Source organism: Pseudovibrio sp. Ad13 (assembly GCF_001623225.1).
Classification (GTDB): Bacteria; Pseudomonadota; Alphaproteobacteria; order Rhizobiales; family Stappiaceae; genus Pseudovibrio.
The window spans coordinates 649376-668004 of sequence record NZ_LMCC01000013.1 but is presented as its reverse complement, the minus strand read 5'-3'; the positions used below and the strand labels follow the sequence as shown (position 1 = coordinate 668004).

General features: G+C 53.3%; 17 protein-coding genes. 12 read left to right on the top strand and 5 right to left on the bottom strand.

What is annotated here, in order from left to right; genetic code table 11:
• Positions 1-595: 595 nt before the first annotated feature.
• Positions 596-1723, bottom strand: coding sequence for an alanine racemase (locus tag PsAD13_RS16775; protein ID WP_063318882.1), 1128 nt, complete (start codon positions 1721-1723; stop codon positions 596-598).
• Between the two features lie 284 nt (positions 1724-2007).
• On the opposite strand from PsAD13_RS16775, the gene PsAD13_RS16770 reads away from it, so the two are divergent.
• Positions 2008-2382 (top strand): carboxymuconolactone decarboxylase family protein, encoded by a 375-nt coding sequence (locus tag PsAD13_RS16770; protein ID WP_063290858.1) that lies wholly within the window; start codon positions 2008-2010, stop codon positions 2380-2382.
• A gap of 72 nt (positions 2383-2454) precedes the next feature.
• Here PsAD13_RS16770 and mgrA read toward each other — a convergent pair whose 3' ends face one another.
• The 4 genes from mgrA to erpA all read right to left on the bottom strand — a co-directional run bounded on the left by mgrA (position 2455) and on the right by erpA (position 5394).
• Entirely contained in the window at positions 2455-3513 is a 1059-nt protein-coding gene (gene mgrA, locus PsAD13_RS16765) for an L-glyceraldehyde 3-phosphate reductase (protein WP_063307534.1), read from the bottom strand.
• Between the two features lie 113 nt (positions 3514-3626).
• Positions 3627-4409 carry an exodeoxyribonuclease III gene (gene xth, locus PsAD13_RS16760; protein WP_063318881.1) on the bottom strand — a complete coding sequence of 261 codons (783 nt, stop codon included), beginning with the start codon at positions 4407-4409 and terminating at the stop codon, positions 3627-3629.
• Between the two features lie 191 nt (positions 4410-4600).
• Entirely contained in the window at positions 4601-4840 is a 240-nt protein-coding gene (locus tag PsAD13_RS16755; protein ID WP_063296962.1) for a hypothetical protein, read from the bottom strand.
• A 212-nt stretch (positions 4841-5052) separates the two neighbouring features.
• A complete protein-coding gene (gene erpA / locus PsAD13_RS16750; RefSeq protein WP_063318880.1) occupies positions 5053-5394 on the bottom strand; it encodes an iron-sulfur cluster insertion protein ErpA in 342 nt (113 codons plus the stop codon).
• Between the two features lie 213 nt (positions 5395-5607).
• On the opposite strand from erpA, the gene PsAD13_RS16745 reads away from it, so the two are divergent.
• From PsAD13_RS16745 to serS, 11 genes are all read left to right on the top strand, one after another.
• Positions 5608-6825: a deoxyguanosinetriphosphate triphosphohydrolase gene (locus PsAD13_RS16745; protein WP_063318879.1), complete on the top strand. Its 1218-nt coding sequence runs from the start codon at positions 5608-5610 to the stop codon at positions 6823-6825.
• A 90-nt stretch (positions 6826-6915) separates the two neighbouring features.
• The gene (argS, locus tag PsAD13_RS16740) at positions 6916-8670 is read left to right on the top strand and encodes an arginine--tRNA ligase (RefSeq protein ID WP_063318878.1); all 1755 of its coding nucleotides are present in this window, start codon (positions 6916-6918) and stop codon (positions 8668-8670) included.
• 80 nt (positions 8671-8750) lie between these two features.
• Entirely contained in the window at positions 8751-11576 is a 2826-nt protein-coding gene (locus PsAD13_RS16735) for an SPOR domain-containing protein (RefSeq protein ID WP_063318877.1), read from the top strand.
• A gap of 73 nt (positions 11577-11649) precedes the next feature.
• Positions 11650-12663: a beta-N-acetylhexosaminidase gene (nagZ, locus tag PsAD13_RS16730; RefSeq protein WP_057466247.1), complete on the top strand. Its 1014-nt coding sequence runs from the start codon at positions 11650-11652 to the stop codon at positions 12661-12663.
• Between the two features lie 65 nt (positions 12664-12728).
• On the top strand, positions 12729-13601 hold the full coding sequence (locus tag PsAD13_RS16725; protein WP_063318876.1) for a ScpA family protein: 873 nt from the start codon (positions 12729-12731) through the stop codon (positions 13599-13601).
• Complete coding sequence (scpB, locus tag PsAD13_RS16720) at positions 13598-14314, top strand: SMC-Scp complex subunit ScpB (RefSeq protein WP_057466248.1); 717 nt, start codon at positions 13598-13600, stop codon at positions 14312-14314. The genes PsAD13_RS16725 and scpB overlap by 4 nt, the downstream gene beginning before the upstream one ends.
• A gap of 57 nt (positions 14315-14371) precedes the next feature.
• Complete coding sequence (locus PsAD13_RS16715; protein WP_057466249.1) at positions 14372-15454, top strand: ABC transporter ATP-binding protein; 1083 nt, start codon at positions 14372-14374, stop codon at positions 15452-15454.
• Positions 15455-15536: 82 nt separating this feature from the next.
• Positions 15537-15782, top strand: a complete 246-nt coding sequence (locus PsAD13_RS16710) for a twin-arginine translocase TatA/TatE family subunit (RefSeq protein ID WP_057466250.1) — start codon at positions 15537-15539, stop codon at positions 15780-15782.
• Between the two features lie 170 nt (positions 15783-15952).
• Positions 15953-16441, top strand: a complete 489-nt coding sequence (gene tatB / locus PsAD13_RS16705) for a Sec-independent protein translocase protein TatB (protein ID WP_057466251.1) — start codon at positions 15953-15955, stop codon at positions 16439-16441.
• Between the two features lie 12 nt (positions 16442-16453).
• Positions 16454-17239 carry a twin-arginine translocase subunit TatC gene (gene tatC / locus PsAD13_RS16700; RefSeq protein WP_057466252.1) on the top strand — a complete coding sequence of 262 codons (786 nt, stop codon included), beginning with the start codon at positions 16454-16456 and terminating at the stop codon, positions 17237-17239.
• Between the two features lie 72 nt (positions 17240-17311).
• Positions 17312-18589 carry a serine--tRNA ligase gene (serS, locus tag PsAD13_RS16695; RefSeq protein WP_063296953.1) on the top strand — a complete coding sequence of 426 codons (1278 nt, stop codon included), beginning with the start codon at positions 17312-17314 and terminating at the stop codon, positions 18587-18589.
• The last annotated feature ends 40 nt before the right edge of the window (positions 18590-18629 follow it).

The window sequence follows — 18629 nt, the reverse complement described above, 5'->3', positions numbered from 1 at the left end:
CCAGTGCTTGTTGACATTGACTGTACGCTTCAAGTGGGGCTGCATCTTGATTTATGTCAATTCCGAAATGGCTGGCAGACCTGCAAAAAATGCAAGGCAGAATTATACAAATGCATACATTTTGGATATTGGGCAGCCAATTGTGGGTAGTGATATAACTCGCTCAAGTTGTGTGCGTTGCGAAGAGGTCTGGAATGGTTCTAGTCCTATGAATTTACTCAGGAAATTACATGTTTAGAGGCGCGAATTTTGTGCGTTTGCGAAACAGTGCAACAGGGCGCCCGCATTTTCACTTAGTCGCGCTCTAAGTACATTATAGTAAGTATAATGTAGGTAGGTCAATTTTGCATAGCTGATATGCGATGTTTGAAATATTAGTGGTGGGCGTGGAAAATCGACTTTTGCGGTTCATGGCAGCACCTGGAGGTGGCCAAAAAGACTCAATTTCACCACAAATCTTGATTGGTAAACGGTGATATCCACGGGAGATTCAGAGTGCCGCAATTGGAAAAAACTTTTGCCAATCAATTTCCTAGTGCGACAATCTGTAGGGCTCAATGAGAAGTGACCGATATAATTGATGGAACGGGTTGACCTACCACCTGTTACAGCGCGGCCACCACTCTCCTTCATGGTCTCCGTCGATCATATGGTACCCCTCATAGGCGGCGACAGTCATGCAAGAATGGTTGGGCAGAACACGGAGCTGTGATCCCAGAGGGTACAGCTCGAAGGGAAGAGGGCTTCCGTCTCTGGTGGTGATGTAGCCATGCTCCTGGCTGACACCTTGCACGTAGAGCAGCGGGTCGATGTGTCCGTCTGCATCGCTTAGCAGGCCGAAACCGCAGTCATTGCTTTGGTTTGCGCAGGAGCGGTCTTTGGAGAGTGCCAATCCGCCAGCGTCGACGACGATGCGGTTGAGGTGTGGGGCATGGCTGATGATGCTGGTGAGTACAGTTGCGGCCACATCTTCCATCGCGCACATGCCAAGGTTGGCCTGAAACACATCCTGAAACACGTAAACCCCTGCGCGGACATCAGAAACATCGTCAAATGATGTGCCAAAGAGGGCTGTTGGCGTGGAGCCGATGCTGACGTGTGGGCAGGGTAGGCCTGCTTCCAGAATGGCGTCTTTAACGGCAAGTGTTGCTGTGCGCTCCTGTTCCGCAGCGGCTTCCAGTTCCTGCTTGCCGTTTGCTGCATAACTCACACCGCCGCCGTGGGCCATAACGCCGGCGAACTCCACGTTAGATGCGTTTGCAAGTATTCTGGCGACATCTACAGCGCGCTGTTGATCTGCCTGCACGCCGGTGCGATGACCGTCCACATCGACCTCCAGATAGACGCGGAGCTTTGGGCCATCCAGCGTCATGGTAGCAAGGTGTTTTGCCATCTCGGTACTGTCCAGACAGATGGACATTTGAGCGCCTGCGCGGTTGAGGTGCATGATGCGTTCCATCTTCTGCGGGATGATGGAGACAGCATAGAGGATATCTTGAAGGCCAAAGGAGGAAAAGTACTCAGCTTCCTTCAGCGTGGAGACGGTCCAGCGGTCTGCGCCGTGCTCTTGCAGTATCCGGGCGACATCGATGGATTTGGCTGTCTTGAGGTGCGGGCGCAGCGGAACGCTGATCTGTTTGAACCTGTCTGCCATGCCTTTGATGTTTCGGCGCATTGCGGTTTCATCAAGCAAAAGGCAAGGGGTTTGAAGGTCTTCAAGCATTCAGCGGCTCCGCAGTCCAGTGTGTTCCTCGTAAAAATGCCTAGCAGATCTGAGACGGAATAAACAGTAGGTGCTGCCGGTTTTGTATGGGGCCTCTCTTTTCTCACAATTTCAGCTTCTTAGGCGGTCTGTCGAGCCTAAGGTACCGGCTGGGCTGAAGGTGCTGCAAAGCGAGTATTTGCGGCAATCACCTCAACTTCTTGATGATTAACACACTGATTTTCAAGAGGAGGCAGGTAGGCAAGTCTGACTGGCGGTTGTTTATGACTTGAGGAGACTGGCTTATGAATGCGGAGAAAGTCCTGAGTATTTTAAATCCCGAACTGAAGAAGAAGCTTGCTGATAAATATGATGCTGCGGTGCCCGGTATGTCTGAAAGTGTGGTGGACTGGGCCTACGACAAGCATTATGGCCGGGAAGGGGTTGACCTGAAGACCCGGCAGTTGTGCAGCATTGCGGCTTTGACAGCGATGGGTGGGCATACAGGGCCACAACTGGTCATGAATATTGAGCACACACTGAACTCAGGAGCACGCCCCTCCGAGATCCTTGAGATTATCTGGCAAATGGCGGTCTATGCAGGCGTTCCCGCCGCCCTGAACGGCCTGAACACAGCAATCGCGTATTTTGAAGAGAAGGGGCTGGATCCGCGGTCTTGAAGGAATTTCCTCAACCTCTCATCTGGAGTGCGAACCTGACGTCCGCACTCCATTTGTCTTTGTAGGCTTTTACTAGTTCTTCGCGGGGCGGGATGGGCCTTCGCGTTCGGAGGATTGGGCCCAGAGGTTGATGTTGGCTTCTGTGGCGTACTGATCGATGGCGGTCAGTTCTTCCTCTGTGAACTCCAGATTGTTGATGGTGGCTGCGCAGTCGATCACCTGCTCCTTGCGGCTTGCGCCGATCAGAGCTGAGGTGACGCGGCCTTTGCGCAAGACCCAAGCCAGAGCCATCTGGGCCAGTGTCTGCCCACGGTTCTCGGCGATCTCGTTGAGGGAACGAATGTGGGTCAGCGTGGTCTCGTTGAGGAAGCTTTCCTGGAAGGAGCCGACGTGTTTGCCCGCGCGGCTGTCTTGTGGGACGCCGCCCAGGTATTTGTTGGTCAACATGCCTTGCGCCAGAGGGGAAAAGACGATGGAGCCGATGCCTTCTTCTTCCAGCGTGTCGAGCAGGCCGTCCTCTTCCACCCAGCGGTTGAGCATGGAATAGCTTGGCTGGTGGATCAGGCATGGGGTGCCCAGTTCCTTCAGGATCTTCGCTGCTTCCCTGGTGCGCTTGGAGTTGTAAGAGGAGATACCAACATAAAGCGCTTTGCCCTGACGAACGATTTGGTCGAGGGCCATCATGGTCTCTTCCAGTGGTGTGTCCGGATCGAAGCGGTGGGAATAAAAGATGTCGACGTAGTCCAGCCCCATGCGCTTCAAAGACTGATCGCAGCTGGCCATGAGGTACTTGCGGCTGCCCCATTCGCCATAAGGTCCCGGCCACATGTCATAGCCCGCCTTGGAAGAGATGACGAGCTCGTCGCGGTATCCGGCAAAGTCGGTGCGCAGGATCTCACCAAAGGCGGTTTCTGCACTGCCTGGAGGCGGGCCGTAGTTGTTGGCAAGGTCGAAGTGGGTGATGCCCAGATCGAACGCTGTGCGGCACATTTCGCGTTTGGTTTGATGTGGGGTGGTTTCACCGAAGTTGTGCCAGAGACCGAGGGAAATGGCAGGTAGCTTGAGGCCACTCTTCCCGCAGCGGTTGTACTTCATGGTGTCATAGCGATTTTCAGCTGGTTGCCAAGCCATCAGATGTCCTCCCAGACTTCTGTTTATTTGTTTTGGATGGAAAAAATAAGGAGGGCTGGTGGCGCGGTCGCCACCAGAATTTTTGGAGGGTACGCTCAAAACGAGCGTGGTATTTAAGCGGAGAGTTCGACCCAGACCGGGACGTGGTCTGATGGTTTTTCCCAGCCGCGGACGTGTTTGTCGATGCCAACGCCCTGCATGATGCGGGCGGCTTCCGGTGAGAGCAGCAGGTGGTCGATGCGGATGCCGTTGTCGCGTTGCCATGCGCCCGCCTGATAATCCCAGAACGTATAGGTTCCGGCAGTGCTGTTGGTGGCGCGGACGGCTTCGGTGAAGCCGAGGTTGAGCAGGGCGCGGAAACGCTGGCGGCTTTCCGGACGGAAGAGAGCATCACCAACCCAAGCCTCTGGCTTCTTTGCGTCTTCCGGCTCAGGAATGACGTTGTAATCGCCAACCAGCAGGAAGGCTTCTTCCTTTTCCAGCTGCTTAACGGCATGCTTGTGAAGGCGATCCATCCAGCGCAGTTTATACGGGAACTTATCGGTCTCTACCGGGTTGCCGTTTGGCAGGTAGAGGCAGCCCACGCGGATTGGTTCGTTGTCGCCGGCGATAACGGCCTCGATATAACGGGCTTGCTCGTCTTCGTCTTCACCCGGCAGGCGGCGGTTAACCTCCTCAAACGGGCGTTTGGAGAGGATTGCGACGCCGTTGAAGCCTTTTTGGCCGTGGGTTTCCAGATTGTATCCCAGCTCCTCAAACGGAGCGCGTGGGAAATTCTCATCAACCGATTTAATTTCCTGAAAACAAGCGACATCCGGCTGTTCTTCTTCGAGCCATTTGAGAACCGTTTCTAACCGCGCTTTGACGCCATTAATGTTCCAGCTTGCGATTTTCATCGGGTTTCCCTTCGAGAAAGCAGTGAGGTCAGAGCTCTGCGCATCAATGCATTTGCAGCAGTCGCTCTGGCTGCTTGGTCTATATGTGTCTTGATTTGTTCTAGCACGGTGTCTGAGGAGGGCAAGGCAGGCAGGGCAAGTGTGTGTGGATGAGGCCTTGTCGGGCGCTATCGGGTAATCTTGAGGCTGCTTTACTTGGCTTTCTGATCCAAAAGCCTTTTGAGGTACTCAAGGATAAAGGCCAGCGCAATGAGTTGCCCGCCGATTGCAAATGAACTCACAAGGACGGATGCCTGGGTCACAAACTGATCAGCGGTGTAAGCAAAGACGCCAAAATGCCAGTTCGCTATGATTGATGTTGCGATCTGCAGCACGCCAACACTCAGGAGCGCATAAACAACCAATTTGTGAGCGTTTTGAAAGGACAGCATGAGGCTTCTCTGAGGGTGTTTGCGTGGAAGGGAACAAGTTCTACGCGGAACGAGGATAACTTGTTTGCGTTGCTATGTGCGTTGGTTTGAAAGGAATGCGGGAAAACTGCGTTCTTATGGGGCGGGGCTTTGAGGCTTGTAGGGCGTGGTTGCTTTGGGATGCATTCACGCCCGCTTTTTAACTTATTCCCCTGATGTGCGACTGGCTTATCTTAGATGGAGAAGCTTGTGCCGCATCCACAGCCGGCGGCGGCCTGAGGATTTGAGATCTGGAAGGACTGGCCTATGAGATCTGTTACGAAATCAATTTGCGAGCCTGCCATATATTGCAGGGAGATGCTGTCGATGAGAACCGTTGCGCCGAGTTTGGCGAGGACGAGGTCGTCATCTTCCTGTTCTTTTACGATGTCATACTTGTATTGAAAACCGGAGCAGCCGCCACCTTCGACAGAAATGCGGAGCATGCTGCCATTGGTTTCTGTTTCCAGTATCTGGGCTACGCGTTTTGCGGCCTTGTCGGTCAAGCCGACGGTATTTTCAGGGGTCTGGGTCATAAGCTCAGTCTTGTTTCGGCTTGTATGCTTTCTTTGCCTTATAATTTAGGTGGTCTCCATGGTAATTTCCATAGTATTTTATTGCTAAATTACATTTGGCTTGGGAAAGCGGTTGTTTACAGGGCTTTTACATCTGTTATGTCATTGCTGTGATACGAAAATCGCAGGGAATGACCTGGGCATTTTCTGATTGTAAGGGGCGGGGGATAAAGAATGGTCAAGACGTTAGGATACGGTGCTCAGCCGCGGGCGGAGTATGCTGTTGATCCGGAAGTCAGCCGTGGCCGACTTTTTCCAGAACCGGAAAGCCCGACACGCACGCCGTTTCAGCGTGATCGAGATCGTATTATTCATAGTGCTGCCTTCCGCCGCCTTAAGCACAAGACGCAGGTCTTTGTGTACCATGAGGGCGATCACTTCCGCACACGCCTGACGCACACTATTGAGGTCTCCCAGATTGCGCGCTCGCTGGCGCGTGCGCTGCGGCTGGATGAGGATCTGGCCGAGTGTCTGGCGCTGGCGCATGATCTTGGACACACTCCGTTTGGGCATGAGGGCGAGGACGTGATGCATGAATGCATGGCGGACTATGGCGGGTTTGACCACAACGCCCAGTCTCTGCGCATTGTGACGGATCTTGAGCGCCGGTATGCGGAGTTTGATGGCCTCAATCTGGCGTGGGAAACGCTGGAAGGGCTTGTGAAGCACAATGGGCCGCTGACGGATCGATCCGGTGCGCCTTGTGGCAAGCTTGAAGGCAGACATCTGCCGTTTGCTGTGAGCGAATATGCCAAGCATCAGGATTTGCTGCTGTGGTCGTGGCCGAGTGCAGAGGCGCAGGTGGCAGCGATTGCAGATGATATTGCTTATGACGCGCATGATCTGGATGACGGACTGCGGGCCGGGTTGCTTAGCTTTGAGGCCATGAAAGAGGTGCCGTATCTGAAGCGTATTTTAGACGAGGTGGATGGGAAATATCCCGGTCTTGAGGATGCGCGGCGTATTCATGAGATTGGACGTAGATGTATCACCGGCATGGTGGAGGACGTGATTGCGGAGAGTATTTCGCGAATTAATCAGGTTTCTCCCAAGAAATGCGGGGATATTCGTGATGCAAATGGTCCTGTTATTGCCTTTTCAACTGAAATGGCGCGAGAAGAGCGCGAGTTGAAAGAGTTTTTGTTTGCCAATCTGTACCGACACGAAAGTGTTCTGGCGGTTCGCAGGAAGGTTGCCAAAGTGGTGCGGGATTTGTTCCATGCCTACTTTAAGGCACCGGAAAGAATGCCAGAACCATGGGGTACGGGACTGAAAGGCGAGGGTGATGATGTGAAGGCCCGCAGGGTTTGTGACTTCATTGCAGGCATGACGGACCGTTATGCCATAGACGAACACCGACGATTATTTGACGATACCCCGGAACTGGGGTAATGCGCCAATTCAAACACTATTAATTCATGGAGTTTATGTGGGGCTGCGGCTTTGCAAAACCCTGTGAGCTGTCAAACTAGGCTATTAAAAATGAACATCTTTGCAGACTTCGCCGAAAGGGTAAACAGTGTAGTCAAGGGTCTCGACCTTGCTGCTGACGCGCCGGAGCTGGATCTGCGACGAGTGACTGTTGAACCTCCTCGGGATGCTGCTCATGGCGATCTGGCGACCAATGCTGCCATGGTGCTGGCTAAACAGCTGAAGATGAAGCCGCGTGATCTTGCCGAAAAGATTGCAGAAGGCCTGCGCGCCGACAGTGAAGTTGATGCTGTTGATATTGCCGGACCTGGCTTCATCAACATCCGCGTAAACAAAGCTATTTGGGAACGTGTGCTGGCAGATGTTGTTGCCAAGGGCAATGCGTTTGGTAGTGGCAGCCGTGGTGCCGGTTTGAAGGTGAACGTGGAGTATGTATCCGCGAACCCGACCGGACCGATGCATGTGGGCCATACACGCGGTGCTGTTGTGGGTGATGCGCTGGCGAGCCTGTTGCAGTTTGCCGGTTATGATGTGACCCGTGAATACGTGATCAACGATGCTGGCTCCCAGATTGATACGCTGGCGAAGTCCGCCTTTCTGCGTTACCGCGAAGCACTGGGTGAAGACATTGGGCAGATCCCTGAGGGCTATTATCCGGGCGAATACCTTATTCCAGTCGGCAAGGCGCTGGCAGAGGAATATGGTGAGCGCCTGAAGGAGATCGGCGAGGGCGAGCGCCATGCTATGCTCAAGGGCTATGCCGTTGACAAGATGATGGATCTTATCCGTGAAGACCTGAGTGCTTTGAACGTGAAGCACGACGTGTTCTTTTCTGAAAAGACCATGCACGGTCAGGGGAATGCCATTGATCTGACGCTCGATGCACTGCGTCAGCGCGATCTGGTTTACACTGGCACTTTGCCGCCACCAAAAGGCGAAGTGCCTGATGACTGGGAAGACCGTGAGCAGACCCTGTTCCGCTCCTCCAACTACGGTGATGACAGTGACCGTGCGCTGGTGAAATCTGATGGTAGCTACACCTACTTTGCCGCTGACGTTGCTTACATGCGCGACAAAATTGAGCGCGGGTTCAAAGAGATCATCTTTGTGCTTGGTGCGGACCATGGCGGCTATGTGAAGCGTCTGGAAGCGATCGGCAATGCGATCTCCGGCGGTGATGTGGATGTGATTGTGCGTCTGTGTCAGCTCGTGAAGCTGTTTAAGGGCGGCGCTGAGTTCAAAATGTCCAAGCGCTCTGGTAATTTCATCACCCTTCGCGATGTGGTTGATGAAGTGGGCGTAGATGCGGTACGCTTTATGATGCTCTATCGTAAGAACGATGCGCAGCTGGATTTCGATTTTGACAAGGTGAAAGAGCAGTCAAAAGACAATCCAGTGTTTTATGTTCAGTACGGTCACGCTCGGTGTCATTCTGTGCTGCGTCAGGCTGCTGGAGAGCTGGATTGGTTCTCAAATACTGCTGAAGAGTTGCAGTCTGCAGATTTTGCACAACTTGAAGATGAGGGTGAACTTGCACTGATCGCGAAGATGGCTCAATGGCCTCGAATTGTAGACGGAGCCTCAGAAAATCACGAGCCGCATCGCATCGCGTTCTATCTTTATGAGCTGGCCAATGCGCTTCACAGCCACTGGTCTCGAGGCAAGGAAAAGCCGCAATTACGCTTTATTAATGATAAAACGCCAGAATTAACCAAAGCTCGACTCGCGTTAGTTTACGCAGTTTCACAGGTAATAGCTTCTGGCCTCAATGTTTTGGGTGTCACAGCACCAAATGAAATGCGCTAGCGCCTGAGCATAGTTGATAGAGTACTGGAGGTTCGCGGTGGGGATTGCGAGCCTCTTATTTAAGGGAAAACACCGCTGCAATGACCAATCGCTCCAAGTATCCGGGTCCGGGTGAGGTTTCTGCTAGGCAAACGGCAGGCGATGAACCGCAACAGTGGGCAGGCGATCAAGATCCGCTCGTAGAACTTGCCAGAATTGTCGGGGAGAGCGCTGCTCAGTACCGTCCTAGTTCTCGCGTAGAAAGCGAAGTCTCTGACCGTCCGCTGTTTCCAAAGACTGACGAGCGCAGTGTAACTGCCGATCATGCTCCACAGCATGGCTCTCAGGACGCCACGTTGGCCGATGATTATTCAGTGGGTGCAGCTGAAGTGAATGAGCCTGCATCAACTCAAGATTCATTTGCGGCTCTGGATGCTGTTTTTGCATCTCCAAAAACCTCCGCGTCACCTGCACATGCTGATCCGTTTGCGGATTTGAGCGCTGCTGCGTTGTCTGCTGGTGCGCCGAGTGAGGCTGTTGACTATGTCAGCGATCTTCCACCGGTTCCAAAAGCGGCGGCTGTGCCTGAAGCAAAGCCAGTTCCTGCTCCTGCACCTGTGCGCCAGTCTGTGACTGCTGCTGATGTGACTGCAGAGCCGGAAATGGATGATATTCTTTCGCGCGATCTTGAAGAGAGCCTTGTTGCCTCTCTCAATCAGTCTCAGGTGGAGCGTGAGCAGACGTCTCGTCCTCAACGGTCCGTGAGCCGTGCGACACCGACGCTGGATGCTGTTGGCGCACGGGATGTGCGCCCTGAGCAGACTTTGCGTGAGCGCCTTGAACGCCGCACAGTGGATGCTCCACGTGTGGTTGAAACACCGCGCGTTGCTGAGCCTGCTGCGCCTGTACAAAATGTGGCGTCTGCTTCGCCGAGAGCTCTGGATGAGCTTTCCCAGAGTGATTATGACAGCTGGCGCGCCGAGCGTGCTGCTGAGCGTGCAACTGCGGCAGCAGCTGCCAAGCCTGTTCAGCCTGCACCGGCACCAACGCCTGCGATTGAAGAAGCTCCTGCCGCGCCTCAATTGCGTGGCACGCATGATGATGTGGCACCTGCTGCTGACCCTGTTTCATTTGAACCTGATATGACAGCGTTTGCGATGGACACCGGTGCTGAGCTTGAGGGTGAGCACATCAGCGCTCCTGAAGTGTCTGCACAGGAAACTGTTATTCCTGCCAAGCATCTTGAAGAAGCTTTGTTGGCTGAGTTCAGTCTTGACGAGGAAGCGCAGCCAAGCGTTGTTGCTGAACCTGTTGCGCCTCAGCCTGTGCGAAATGTTGCGCAGGAGATTGAGGCGAGCGTTGATGACATCTTTGCAGATGAAATTGCGCAGGAGCCGCAGCCAGAACCAGAGCCGGAGGTTGAAATCGGCCCTGAAGTGGCTGCAGAGCTGAATGAATTTGAGCGCATGAGTGCCGGTTTTGAACAGGTTGCTCAGGAAATCGATCCATTTGCCGTTGAAGGTGATGATGCATGGCAGCTGGACGAAAGCGTTGCCAACGATACGTCTTTGGATGAAATGTCCTGGCCTGCTGCTGCTGAAAAGCTGGCGCAGACAGAAGCTGCTCATCAAGAGGCGATGAATGCAGCGAAAAAGCCTGGTGAAGAGCAGTCTCCTCCTCCTGGTGGATATGATCTTGATGCTGTGGCGCAGGCTATGCGCAAAGAAGACCCGAGCCTTGATGGCGGCGTTCTTCCGCAAGCTGTGCCACGCGTTTCTGTTGATGTTCCGATTGAGGCAGAAGAGAACCGCAGTGGCGGTATGCGCAAAGGCCTGATGGCTGCTTCGCTCATTGGCGGTATTGTTGTGGTTGGCGGTGCCGGTCTGTTCCTGTTCGACTTCGGTGGAACAGGCGGAGATGCAACTCCACCACCGATTATTCGAGCTGATGCCTCTCCAATGAAGGAGGTTCCATCTCCTTCTGCGCAGCCTAAGAACGACACAGCAAAAGTCTTTTCTCCGGAGGAAGCGTCTCAGCCAGTCACTGGCGAGAAGATGATTCAGCGTGAAGATGCAGCTGTTACACCATTGCCGCCAGCATCCAGCGAAACGGATACTGCAAAGTCCAGCGTGTTTGATGTGAACCCGACGAAGAAGGTGCGGACCGTTATTGTTCGTCCTGACGGGACCATCGTTCAGCGGGCTGGTACGGAAGCCAATGTGTCTGCACAGCCTCGTGTTGTCACAAGCAGCACTGTGCGCAACAGCAATTCGCAGAATACGGGTAGCACCACACCAGCGGCAACGTCTGGGCAGTGGGACCCACTTCCGGGTGAAACCCAAAGTGCAAACCAGCAGACTGCTGCTGTACCAACAACCACCAGCTTGCAGGATGCGTTTGCGAATGCTCCGGTGGCAACGCGGACCGAGACGCGTAATACGCTTCTGGGTGTGAGTGTTGTACCGCAGTCCAAGCCGTTTGTTGTGGCGTCTGCCAATACAGGCAGCGGTACTGTTCGCTCCAACACACTGACGCCGCTGCAGCCGCAGCCGACGTCTCGTGCCAGCAACGCACCGCTGAACCTGACTGGCAACCAGAACACGCAAACAGCTGCTGTAAACCCACAGGCAATTGCTCCAACTCCGACACCTACCGAAGGTGTTGTTGGTGAGATTCCAGGTGGGACTTACATTGTGCAGGTGGCTTCTGTGCGCACTGTTGAGGATGCTCGTGGTCAGATCCGCCGCTACAACAGCCGCTATCCAAACCTGATGGCTTTGGTGACACCGGTGATTACGCGTGCTGATCTTGGCGACAAAGGCATTTACTACCGCATTCAGGTGCCGTTTGATGGTCCGACCAGTGCAAACACCTTCTGCGGTGAATTTAAATCTGCTGGTGGCGACTGTTACGTTCGCCGCAACTAAATACGCTTTCCCTTTTCAGGGACTACGCTTTGGAGCTTGACGCCGTACCAGCGTCAAGCTACCAGCTTTACTCATGTTTTTAAAATCGTTCATTTCCGGATGCCTTGGACCTGAGCTCAGCGCTGAGGACAAAGCCTTTTTTCGCGACCAACAGCCGTTTGGTCTGATCCTTTTTGCTAGAAACATGGAAACGCCGGCGCAGATCCGCCGACTTTGCGCTGATTTTCGCGAGGCTGTTGGCCGTGCGGATGCGCCTGTTTTCATTGATCAGGAAGGCGGGCGTGTGCAGCGCTTTGGTGCGCCGCATGTGCCAGTCTATCCAGCGGCAGGGACCATTGGGCGGCTTTATGCGCAGGACGTTGAGGCGGCGAAACGAGCTGCTTATTTGCATGCCTTGCTGATTGGCTTGGATCTGCGTGATCTTGGGTTGAACGCCAACTGTATTCCGTGTCTTGATATGCCCATTGAAGGTGCGAGCAACATTATTGGTCTGCGGGCCTACGGGTCTGATGCGGCGCTTGTGAGTGATCTGGGCCGCGCTGCTATGGATGGCTGTCTTGCTGCTGGTGTGATGCCGGTTATGAAGCATATGCCGGGTCATGGCCGAGCGCTGGTTGATAGTCATCTTTCCTTGCCTGAAGTGACAAGCCCTCTTGAGGAGCTTGAAGCGCGGGACCTTTTGCCGTTCAAATCCTTGCGGGATTGCCCGATGGGGATGACCGCTCACATCGTCTTTAAAGAGATTGATGGAGATCATCCTGTTACGCAATCTTCCTATGCTATTCAGAAGGTTATCCGGGAAGCGATTGGTTTTGATGGCGTCCTGATCAGTGATGACATCTCCATGAAAGCGCTTGGTGATGATCTGAAGAGCCGGGTTGAGAAAATTGTTGCGGCGGGGTGTGATCTTGTTCTGCATTGCAATGGTGAGCTGGATGAGATGAAGGTGGTTGCTTCTGCTGTGCCGGAGATAGATGGAAAACGCGCTGAGCGCATCGAGGCGGCTATGCAGCGAAATACCCAAGTGTTTGATGGGGATGAAACGGCACTGCGCGCGGAGTTTGATGAGCTGTGTGCGAAAGTTTGAGAGGGTGTCTTTTTACCGGAGTGCGAGACATGCTCTTCGGGGATACGCTTTAAAGGGATTGATGTTTGAGCGACGTTGAGGCCACAGAGCAGATAGAGGAAGCGTTGGCAGGCGCGGCGGCTGTGGAGCAGCCCGCGACTGGCGACCCGAACCTGCTTGTGGATGTGGACGGGTTTGAAGGTCCGCTTGATGTCTTGCTCACACTGGCCCGCAGCCAGAAGGTTGATATCACCAAGATCTCCATTCTCGCGCTGACAGAGCCGTATCTTGAGTTTGTAAAGGAAGCGCGCCGGTTGCGGCTGGAGCTGGCTGCAGATTATCTGGTGATGGCGGCGTGGTTGGCTTATCTGAAATCCCGTTTGCTTATTCCGCAGCAAAAAGACAGCGATGAGCCGACGGGTGAAGAGCTGGCAGCGGCGCTGGCGTTTCGTCTGCAACGATTAGAAGCTATGCGGGATGCTTCTGCAAAGCTGATGAACCGGTCGCGTCTGGGACGGGATTTGTTTGCGCGTGGTGCTCCTGAAACGGTGTCGGTGGAACGGCGCAGTGTCTGGACTGCCACGCTTTATGATTTGCTGATGGCGTATGCCTCTCAGCGCCAGCGCCACTCGGTGACGTCCGTGCATGTGAAACGGCGTGAGGTTTGGTCGCTTCAGGATGCGCGCGATATTCTGACCCGTCTTGTGGGGCAGGTCGCAGTATGGACGCCGATTGAGCGATTTTTGACGGCTTATCTGGAAGACCCGCAGGAGCGGGCGACGGCTATGGCTTCTGCGTTTTCGGCCAGTCTGGAGCTGGTGCGTGAAGGCGTGATCGATATTCAGCAGTCCGGGCCCTTCGAGACGATCTATGTGCGTGCCTCACAGCGGACGCCGGAAGAGATTGGTGCGGGTGAGCCTGCTGAAGAGCTTCAGGAAAAAGAGGTTGAGTTGTCATGAGTAAAACGCCAGACCTGCTCGACACAGTCTCACAAGATGAGGCGATTGAAGTTGCGGATGCCGGGGAGCTTTTAGAAACGGAGCGCATGGTTGAAGCTTTGATCTTTGCCAGTGCGGAGCCTCTCAGTTTTACCGAGCTGACAAAGCGTATTCCCGGTGATCGGGATATTCGCGGCGCACTCAATCGCTTACGTGCTCATTATCGCAAGCGTGGCGTGCAGCTGCGGTCTGCCGAGGACCGGTGGTCGTTCCGTACTGCTGAAGATCTGTCGTTTATTTTGCACCGGGAAGCGGTTGAGCAGCGGCGCTTGTCGCGAGCTGCACTGGAAACATTAGCTATTATTGCCTTTCACCAACCTGTGACCCGCGCAGAGATTGAAGATATTCGCGGCGTTTCTACATCTAAGGGCACGCTTGATGTGCTGCTGGAAACGGGTTGGGTGCGCATGCGTGGTCGACGCAGAACACCAGGGCGTCCTGTAACTTATGGAACGAGCTTTGATTTTCTTGATCATTTTGGTCTTGAGAACATCAAGGATTTGCCGGGACTGGAAGAGCTGAAAGGGGCAGGGCTGCTTGATAGTGCGATCCCTGCCAGCTTCCATGTGCCAGCACCGGATGACAGTATTGATCTGACAGAAGATGAAGATCCTCTGGAAGAAAGTGAAATGTTTGCAACTGGCGCACTTGAAGAAGACGCCGGAGAAAAATAAACACATGCAAGGGGCGCGATGTTGTGTTCGCCGCCTTGCAAGTTTTATGAGGGACGAATGGAGCCAGGGAAGGTTGCAGCATCAGAACGGCTGGTGTTTGACAATATCTACCATCATTATGGGGACTTACCTGCGGTTCGCGGTGTTTCGCTTTCATTGAAAAGCGGAGAAGTGCTGTGTTTGCTAGGGCATTCTGGTTGCGGAAAGACAACGGTGCTGCGTATTGCAGCTGGTGTTGTGCGCCAGCAGCAGGGAAGCGTCCGGATCAATGGTTCTGTGGTTGCTGATGAGCGGACTTTTCTGCCGCCGGAAAAGCGCGGTGTGGGGCTTATGTTCCAGGACTATGCGCTGTTTCCGCATCTAACGATTCTTGAGAATGTGAAGTTTGGTCTTTCCGACCTTTCTTCTGAAGTGGCCGAGCGCCGTGCGCGTGATGCGCTGCACATGGTTGGACTTGGTCAGTATCTGGATGATTATCCGCATGGATTGTCTGGAGGTGAGCAGCAACGTGCTGCGCTGGCGCGTGCAATGGCACCGCGGCCTCATACACTGTTGATGGATGAGCCATTTTCAGGACTGGACAGTCGCTTGCGTGATGATGTGCGCACGCAGACGCTGGATATGATCAAAATGCAAGGCGCGACAGCGGTTGTGGTGACCCATGATCCTGAAGAAGCCTTGCGCGTGGGCGACCGGATTGCGCTGATGCGTAATGGGGAGGTGGTACAGCTGGCGACGCCAGAGGATATCTACTTCCGCCCCAATAGTTTGTTTGCCGCTAAATTCTTTTCCGATCTCAATGAGATACCCGGAAAAGTTGTTGGTGGCCGTGTGGTCACGCCTATCGGGAATTTTTCCTCTAATGGCCTTGAAGAAGGGGCTCATGCGACCTTATGTGTAAGACCACATCACTTAAAGGTATGCCATGGTGAGGGACAGTTCAAAGGCAGAGTAATTTCTCGCGCAATGGCAGGTGAGACAGATCTTCTGGACGTACAAGTTGATGGAATTGAGCGTCTTCTACGTATTCGTACGAGGGATGTATTACAATTCTACCCAGAAAATGTCATAGACTTGTGTATAAATGCAGAGAATGTTTTGGTTTTTGGGCGAGAGACGTCAGTAAATCATAGTGGGTAATTCTTCTGGATACTACCTATTAGTATCTGGGGGATGTAGTGTCTCTCAAAACACAGTTCAGGGTTCTTAAGGAGTTTGGTTGATGGGCTCAATTGGTATTTGGCAAATTGTCATCATCGCGGTTGTCGTAGTTCTGCTGTTTGGTCGCGGAAAGATTTCCGAGCTGATGGGCGATGTTGCAAAGGGCATCAACAGCTTCAAAAAGGGGCTGAATGATGATGCTGCGGAAGCAAAAGAAAAAGAAGAAGATCCTAAAGTGATCGACCATGCGCCGGGTGACACCGTGAATGCGCAGGAAAAAACTGAAGACACCGCGAAAAAGGACTAAGTCTCCTTTAAGGTAGTCTGTGTAAATTACCTAGGGAAAGTCGGCGTTTTCTGGCTTAGAGTTTGTGATCTACGCCTTTCCCTAGTGAATGTGCCGTTTGCGGCACGACATGTCTATGATGAGAGCCTGGCAACGGGCTGTCATTGAGACACTAACGAAACGGCTTCTTTATGTTCGATATCGCATGGACAGAGCTGCTGCTTGTTGCTGTGGTTGCCATTTTGGTGGTTGGCCCCAAAGAACTGCCGGGCATGTTGCGCACAATCGGGCGCACAATCGGCAGTGTGCGGCGTATGGCTGGCGAGTTTCAGTCTAGTTTGAATGACGCTGTCAAAGAAGCAGAGAAGCAGACCGGCATTGATGAAATGCGGAAGCAGGCTGATGCCGCACAAAACTTCAATCCACTTGATGACTTGAAAAAGACATTGGCGGACGAGAAGAAAAAGCTTCAGGACAGCATGAAAACTGCGGAGAGCGATGTGAAAAGCTCGCTGAACGGTGAGGGCTCTTCGGAGAGCAAGCCGGACAGTGCGCCAGAAGCTGCGCCTGTGAAAGCAGAGGTTCCGACGCAGAAAGTTGTTTCTTCAGCTGAGCTGGCTTCCACGCAAAAAGCAAAAGAAAGTGCCGCAAGCACTCCTTCCAGCAAAGATGAAAGCTAGGGCGGCTATTTTATGAGTGATAACGAAATTGAAGATTCGCGTGCGCCACTGATTGAGCACCTGATCGAATTGCGTTCCCGCCTGATGAAGTCGGTGATTGCGATCGCTATTGCCTTTGCGGTTTGCTTTTACTTCTCAAATGACATCTTCAACTTCCTGATTGAGCCGTTTTCGGCAGCGGCCGGGGAAAGCATTGAAGTCAAGCTGATCTACACCGCACCGCACGAATGGTTCTTCACCCAGATGAAGCTGGCTTTGTTTGGAGCGCTGTTTATTGCCTTCCCGGTTCTTGCTAGTCAGATCTACATGTTTATGGCGCCCGGGCTTTATAAGCACGAGCGCAGTGCCTTTATTCCGTATCTGGTTGCGACGCCTATTTTGTTCGTGATTGGCGGGTCGCTGGTTTATTACCTTGTGCTGCCAATGGCGATGGGCTTCTTCCTTGCCATGCAGCAGATGGGCATGGACGGGCAAGCGTCCATTGAGATGCTTCCGCGTGTGAGTGAGTACCTGAGCTTCGTGATGGTTCTGATCTTCGCGTTCGGTCTGGTTTTTCAGCTTCCGGTTGTTTTGACGCTTATGGGACGCGCGGGTCTTGTGACCTCTGAGTCTTTGAAGGGTAAGCGGAAATATGCCGTTGTTGCTGCGTTTGCAGCTGCGGCAATTTTAACACCTCCTGATCCGATTTCGCAGATCGGTCTTGCACTTCCTACTCTGCTTCTCTACGAAGTCTCCATCTATTGTGTAAGGCTCGTCGAGAAGAAACGTAAAGAGAAGGAAGCGGAAGAAGAGGCCTAGTCTCACTTCCATCCTGATTTACGAGTTTCCCGGCGGGTTATTTGAAGGCAAACCTGCCGGGGTTACTAAGTTATGCTTGATATCAAGTGGATTCGTGAAAATCAGGAGAGCTTTGATACAGCTCTCGCTAAACGCGGCCAAGAGCCACGTGCTGCACTGCTCGTTGAACTGGACGATGCGCGCCGTTCCCACACCACCAAGCTTCAGGAGGCGCAGCAGCGCCGTAACTCCGCATCCAAAGAAATCGGCATGGCCATGGGCCAGGGCGACAAGGAAAAAGCAGAGGCCCTGAAGGCTGAAGTTGCCGAAATTAAAAGCTTTATCCAGAACGGCGAAGAGGAACAGCGCAAGCTGAACGCTGCGCTTGAGGATGCTTTGGCTGTTATCCCCAATATTCCTCATGAGGATGTTCCGCTTGGCGCGGATGAGGCTGACAACGTTTTGCTGCACACGCATGGCGAAAAGCCGCGTAACAACTTTGAGCAGAAAGAACATTACGAGCTGGGTGAGCAACTTGGCGGCATGGACTTTGAAACCGCTGCTAAAATGTCTGGCTCCCGTTTTGTATTGCTGAAAGGTCAGATTGCGCGTCTGGAGCGTGCGATTGGTCAATTCATGATTGATCTGCACACGCAGGAAAACGGCTACACCGAAGTTTCTCCACCACTGTTGGTGCGTGATAATGCGCTTTACGGTACGAGTCAGCTGCCGAAGTTTGCTGAAGACCTGTTCCGTACGACAAATGATCACTGGCTTATTCCGACAGCAGAAGTTCCGCTGACGAATGTGGTTGCTGGCGAGACGCTTGCTGAGGCAGACCTGCCTCTGCGTATGACTGCTCTGACCTATTGTTTCCGCTCTGAAGCTGGATCTGCTGGTCGTGATACGGCTGGTATGCTGCGTCAGCATCAGTTCCAGAAGTGTGAGCTTGTTTCTATTACGGATGAGAACAGCTCTCTGGAAGAGTTGGAGCGGATGCGTGAGTCTGCTGAAAAGGTTCTGAAGCTGCTTGGCTTGCACTACCGTGTTGTCACACTGTGTGTTGGTGATATGGGCTTTGGTGCTCGTAAAACCTACGATATTGAAGTTTGGCTGCCAGGTCAGGATGCTTACCGCGAGATCTCTTCCTGTTCTGTTTGTGGTGACTTCCAGGGCCGCCGCATGAATGCACGCTACCGCGTGGAAGGCGAGAAGGCTCTGAAATTCGTTCATACTCTGAACGGCTCCGGCCTTGCTGTTGGGCGCTGTCTGATTGCGGTGATGGAAAACTATCAGAATGCAGACGGAACAATTACGGTTCCTGAGGTTCTTCGCCCGTACATGAATGGCCTTGAAGTCATTGGCGCTTAACAATTGATGTAAGCGTATTTTCAGCAGAAGGGCGGTAGCG

Bases quoted from the DNA above. Each gene is read 5' to 3' on its own strand.
- erpA (WP_063318880.1), bottom strand. From the start codon at position 5,394: ATGACCCAGACCCCTGAAAATACCGTCGGCTTGACCGACAAGGCCGCA.
- PsAD13_RS16715 (WP_057466249.1), top strand. From the start codon at position 14,372: ATGGAGCCAGGGAAGGTTGCAGCATCAGAACGGCTGGTGTTTGACAAT.
- mgrA (WP_063307534.1), bottom strand. From the start codon at position 3,513: ATGGCTTGGCAACCAGCTGAAAATCGCTATGACACCATGAAGTACAAC.
- PsAD13_RS16770 (WP_063290858.1), top strand. From the start codon at position 2,008: ATGAATGCGGAGAAAGTCCTGAGTATTTTAAATCCCGAACTGAAGAAG.
- PsAD13_RS16755 (WP_063296962.1), bottom strand. From the start codon at position 4,840: ATGCTGTCCTTTCAAAACGCTCACAAATTGGTTGTTTATGCGCTCCTG.
- PsAD13_RS16710 (WP_057466250.1), top strand. From the start codon at position 15,537: ATGGGCTCAATTGGTATTTGGCAAATTGTCATCATCGCGGTTGTCGTA.
- PsAD13_RS16735 (WP_063318877.1), top strand. From the start codon at position 8,751: ATGACCAATCGCTCCAAGTATCCGGGTCCGGGTGAGGTTTCTGCTAGG.
- PsAD13_RS16745 (WP_063318879.1), top strand. From the start codon at position 5,608: ATGGTCAAGACGTTAGGATACGGTGCTCAGCCGCGGGCGGAGTATGCT.
- tatC (WP_057466252.1), top strand. From the start codon at position 16,454: ATGAGTGATAACGAAATTGAAGATTCGCGTGCGCCACTGATTGAGCAC.
- nagZ (WP_057466247.1), top strand. From the start codon at position 11,650: ATGTTTTTAAAATCGTTCATTTCCGGATGCCTTGGACCTGAGCTCAGC.
- PsAD13_RS16775 (WP_063318882.1), bottom strand. From the start codon at position 1,723: ATGCTTGAAGACCTTCAAACCCCTTGCCTTTTGCTTGATGAAACCGCA.
- argS (WP_063318878.1), top strand. From the start codon at position 6,916: ATGAACATCTTTGCAGACTTCGCCGAAAGGGTAAACAGTGTAGTCAAG.
- tatB (WP_057466251.1), top strand. From the start codon at position 15,953: ATGTTCGATATCGCATGGACAGAGCTGCTGCTTGTTGCTGTGGTTGCC.
- scpB (WP_057466248.1), top strand. From the start codon at position 13,598: ATGAGTAAAACGCCAGACCTGCTCGACACAGTCTCACAAGATGAGGCG.
- xth (WP_063318881.1), bottom strand. From the start codon at position 4,409: ATGAAAATCGCAAGCTGGAACATTAATGGCGTCAAAGCGCGGTTAGAA.
- serS (WP_063296953.1), top strand. From the start codon at position 17,312: ATGCTTGATATCAAGTGGATTCGTGAAAATCAGGAGAGCTTTGATACA.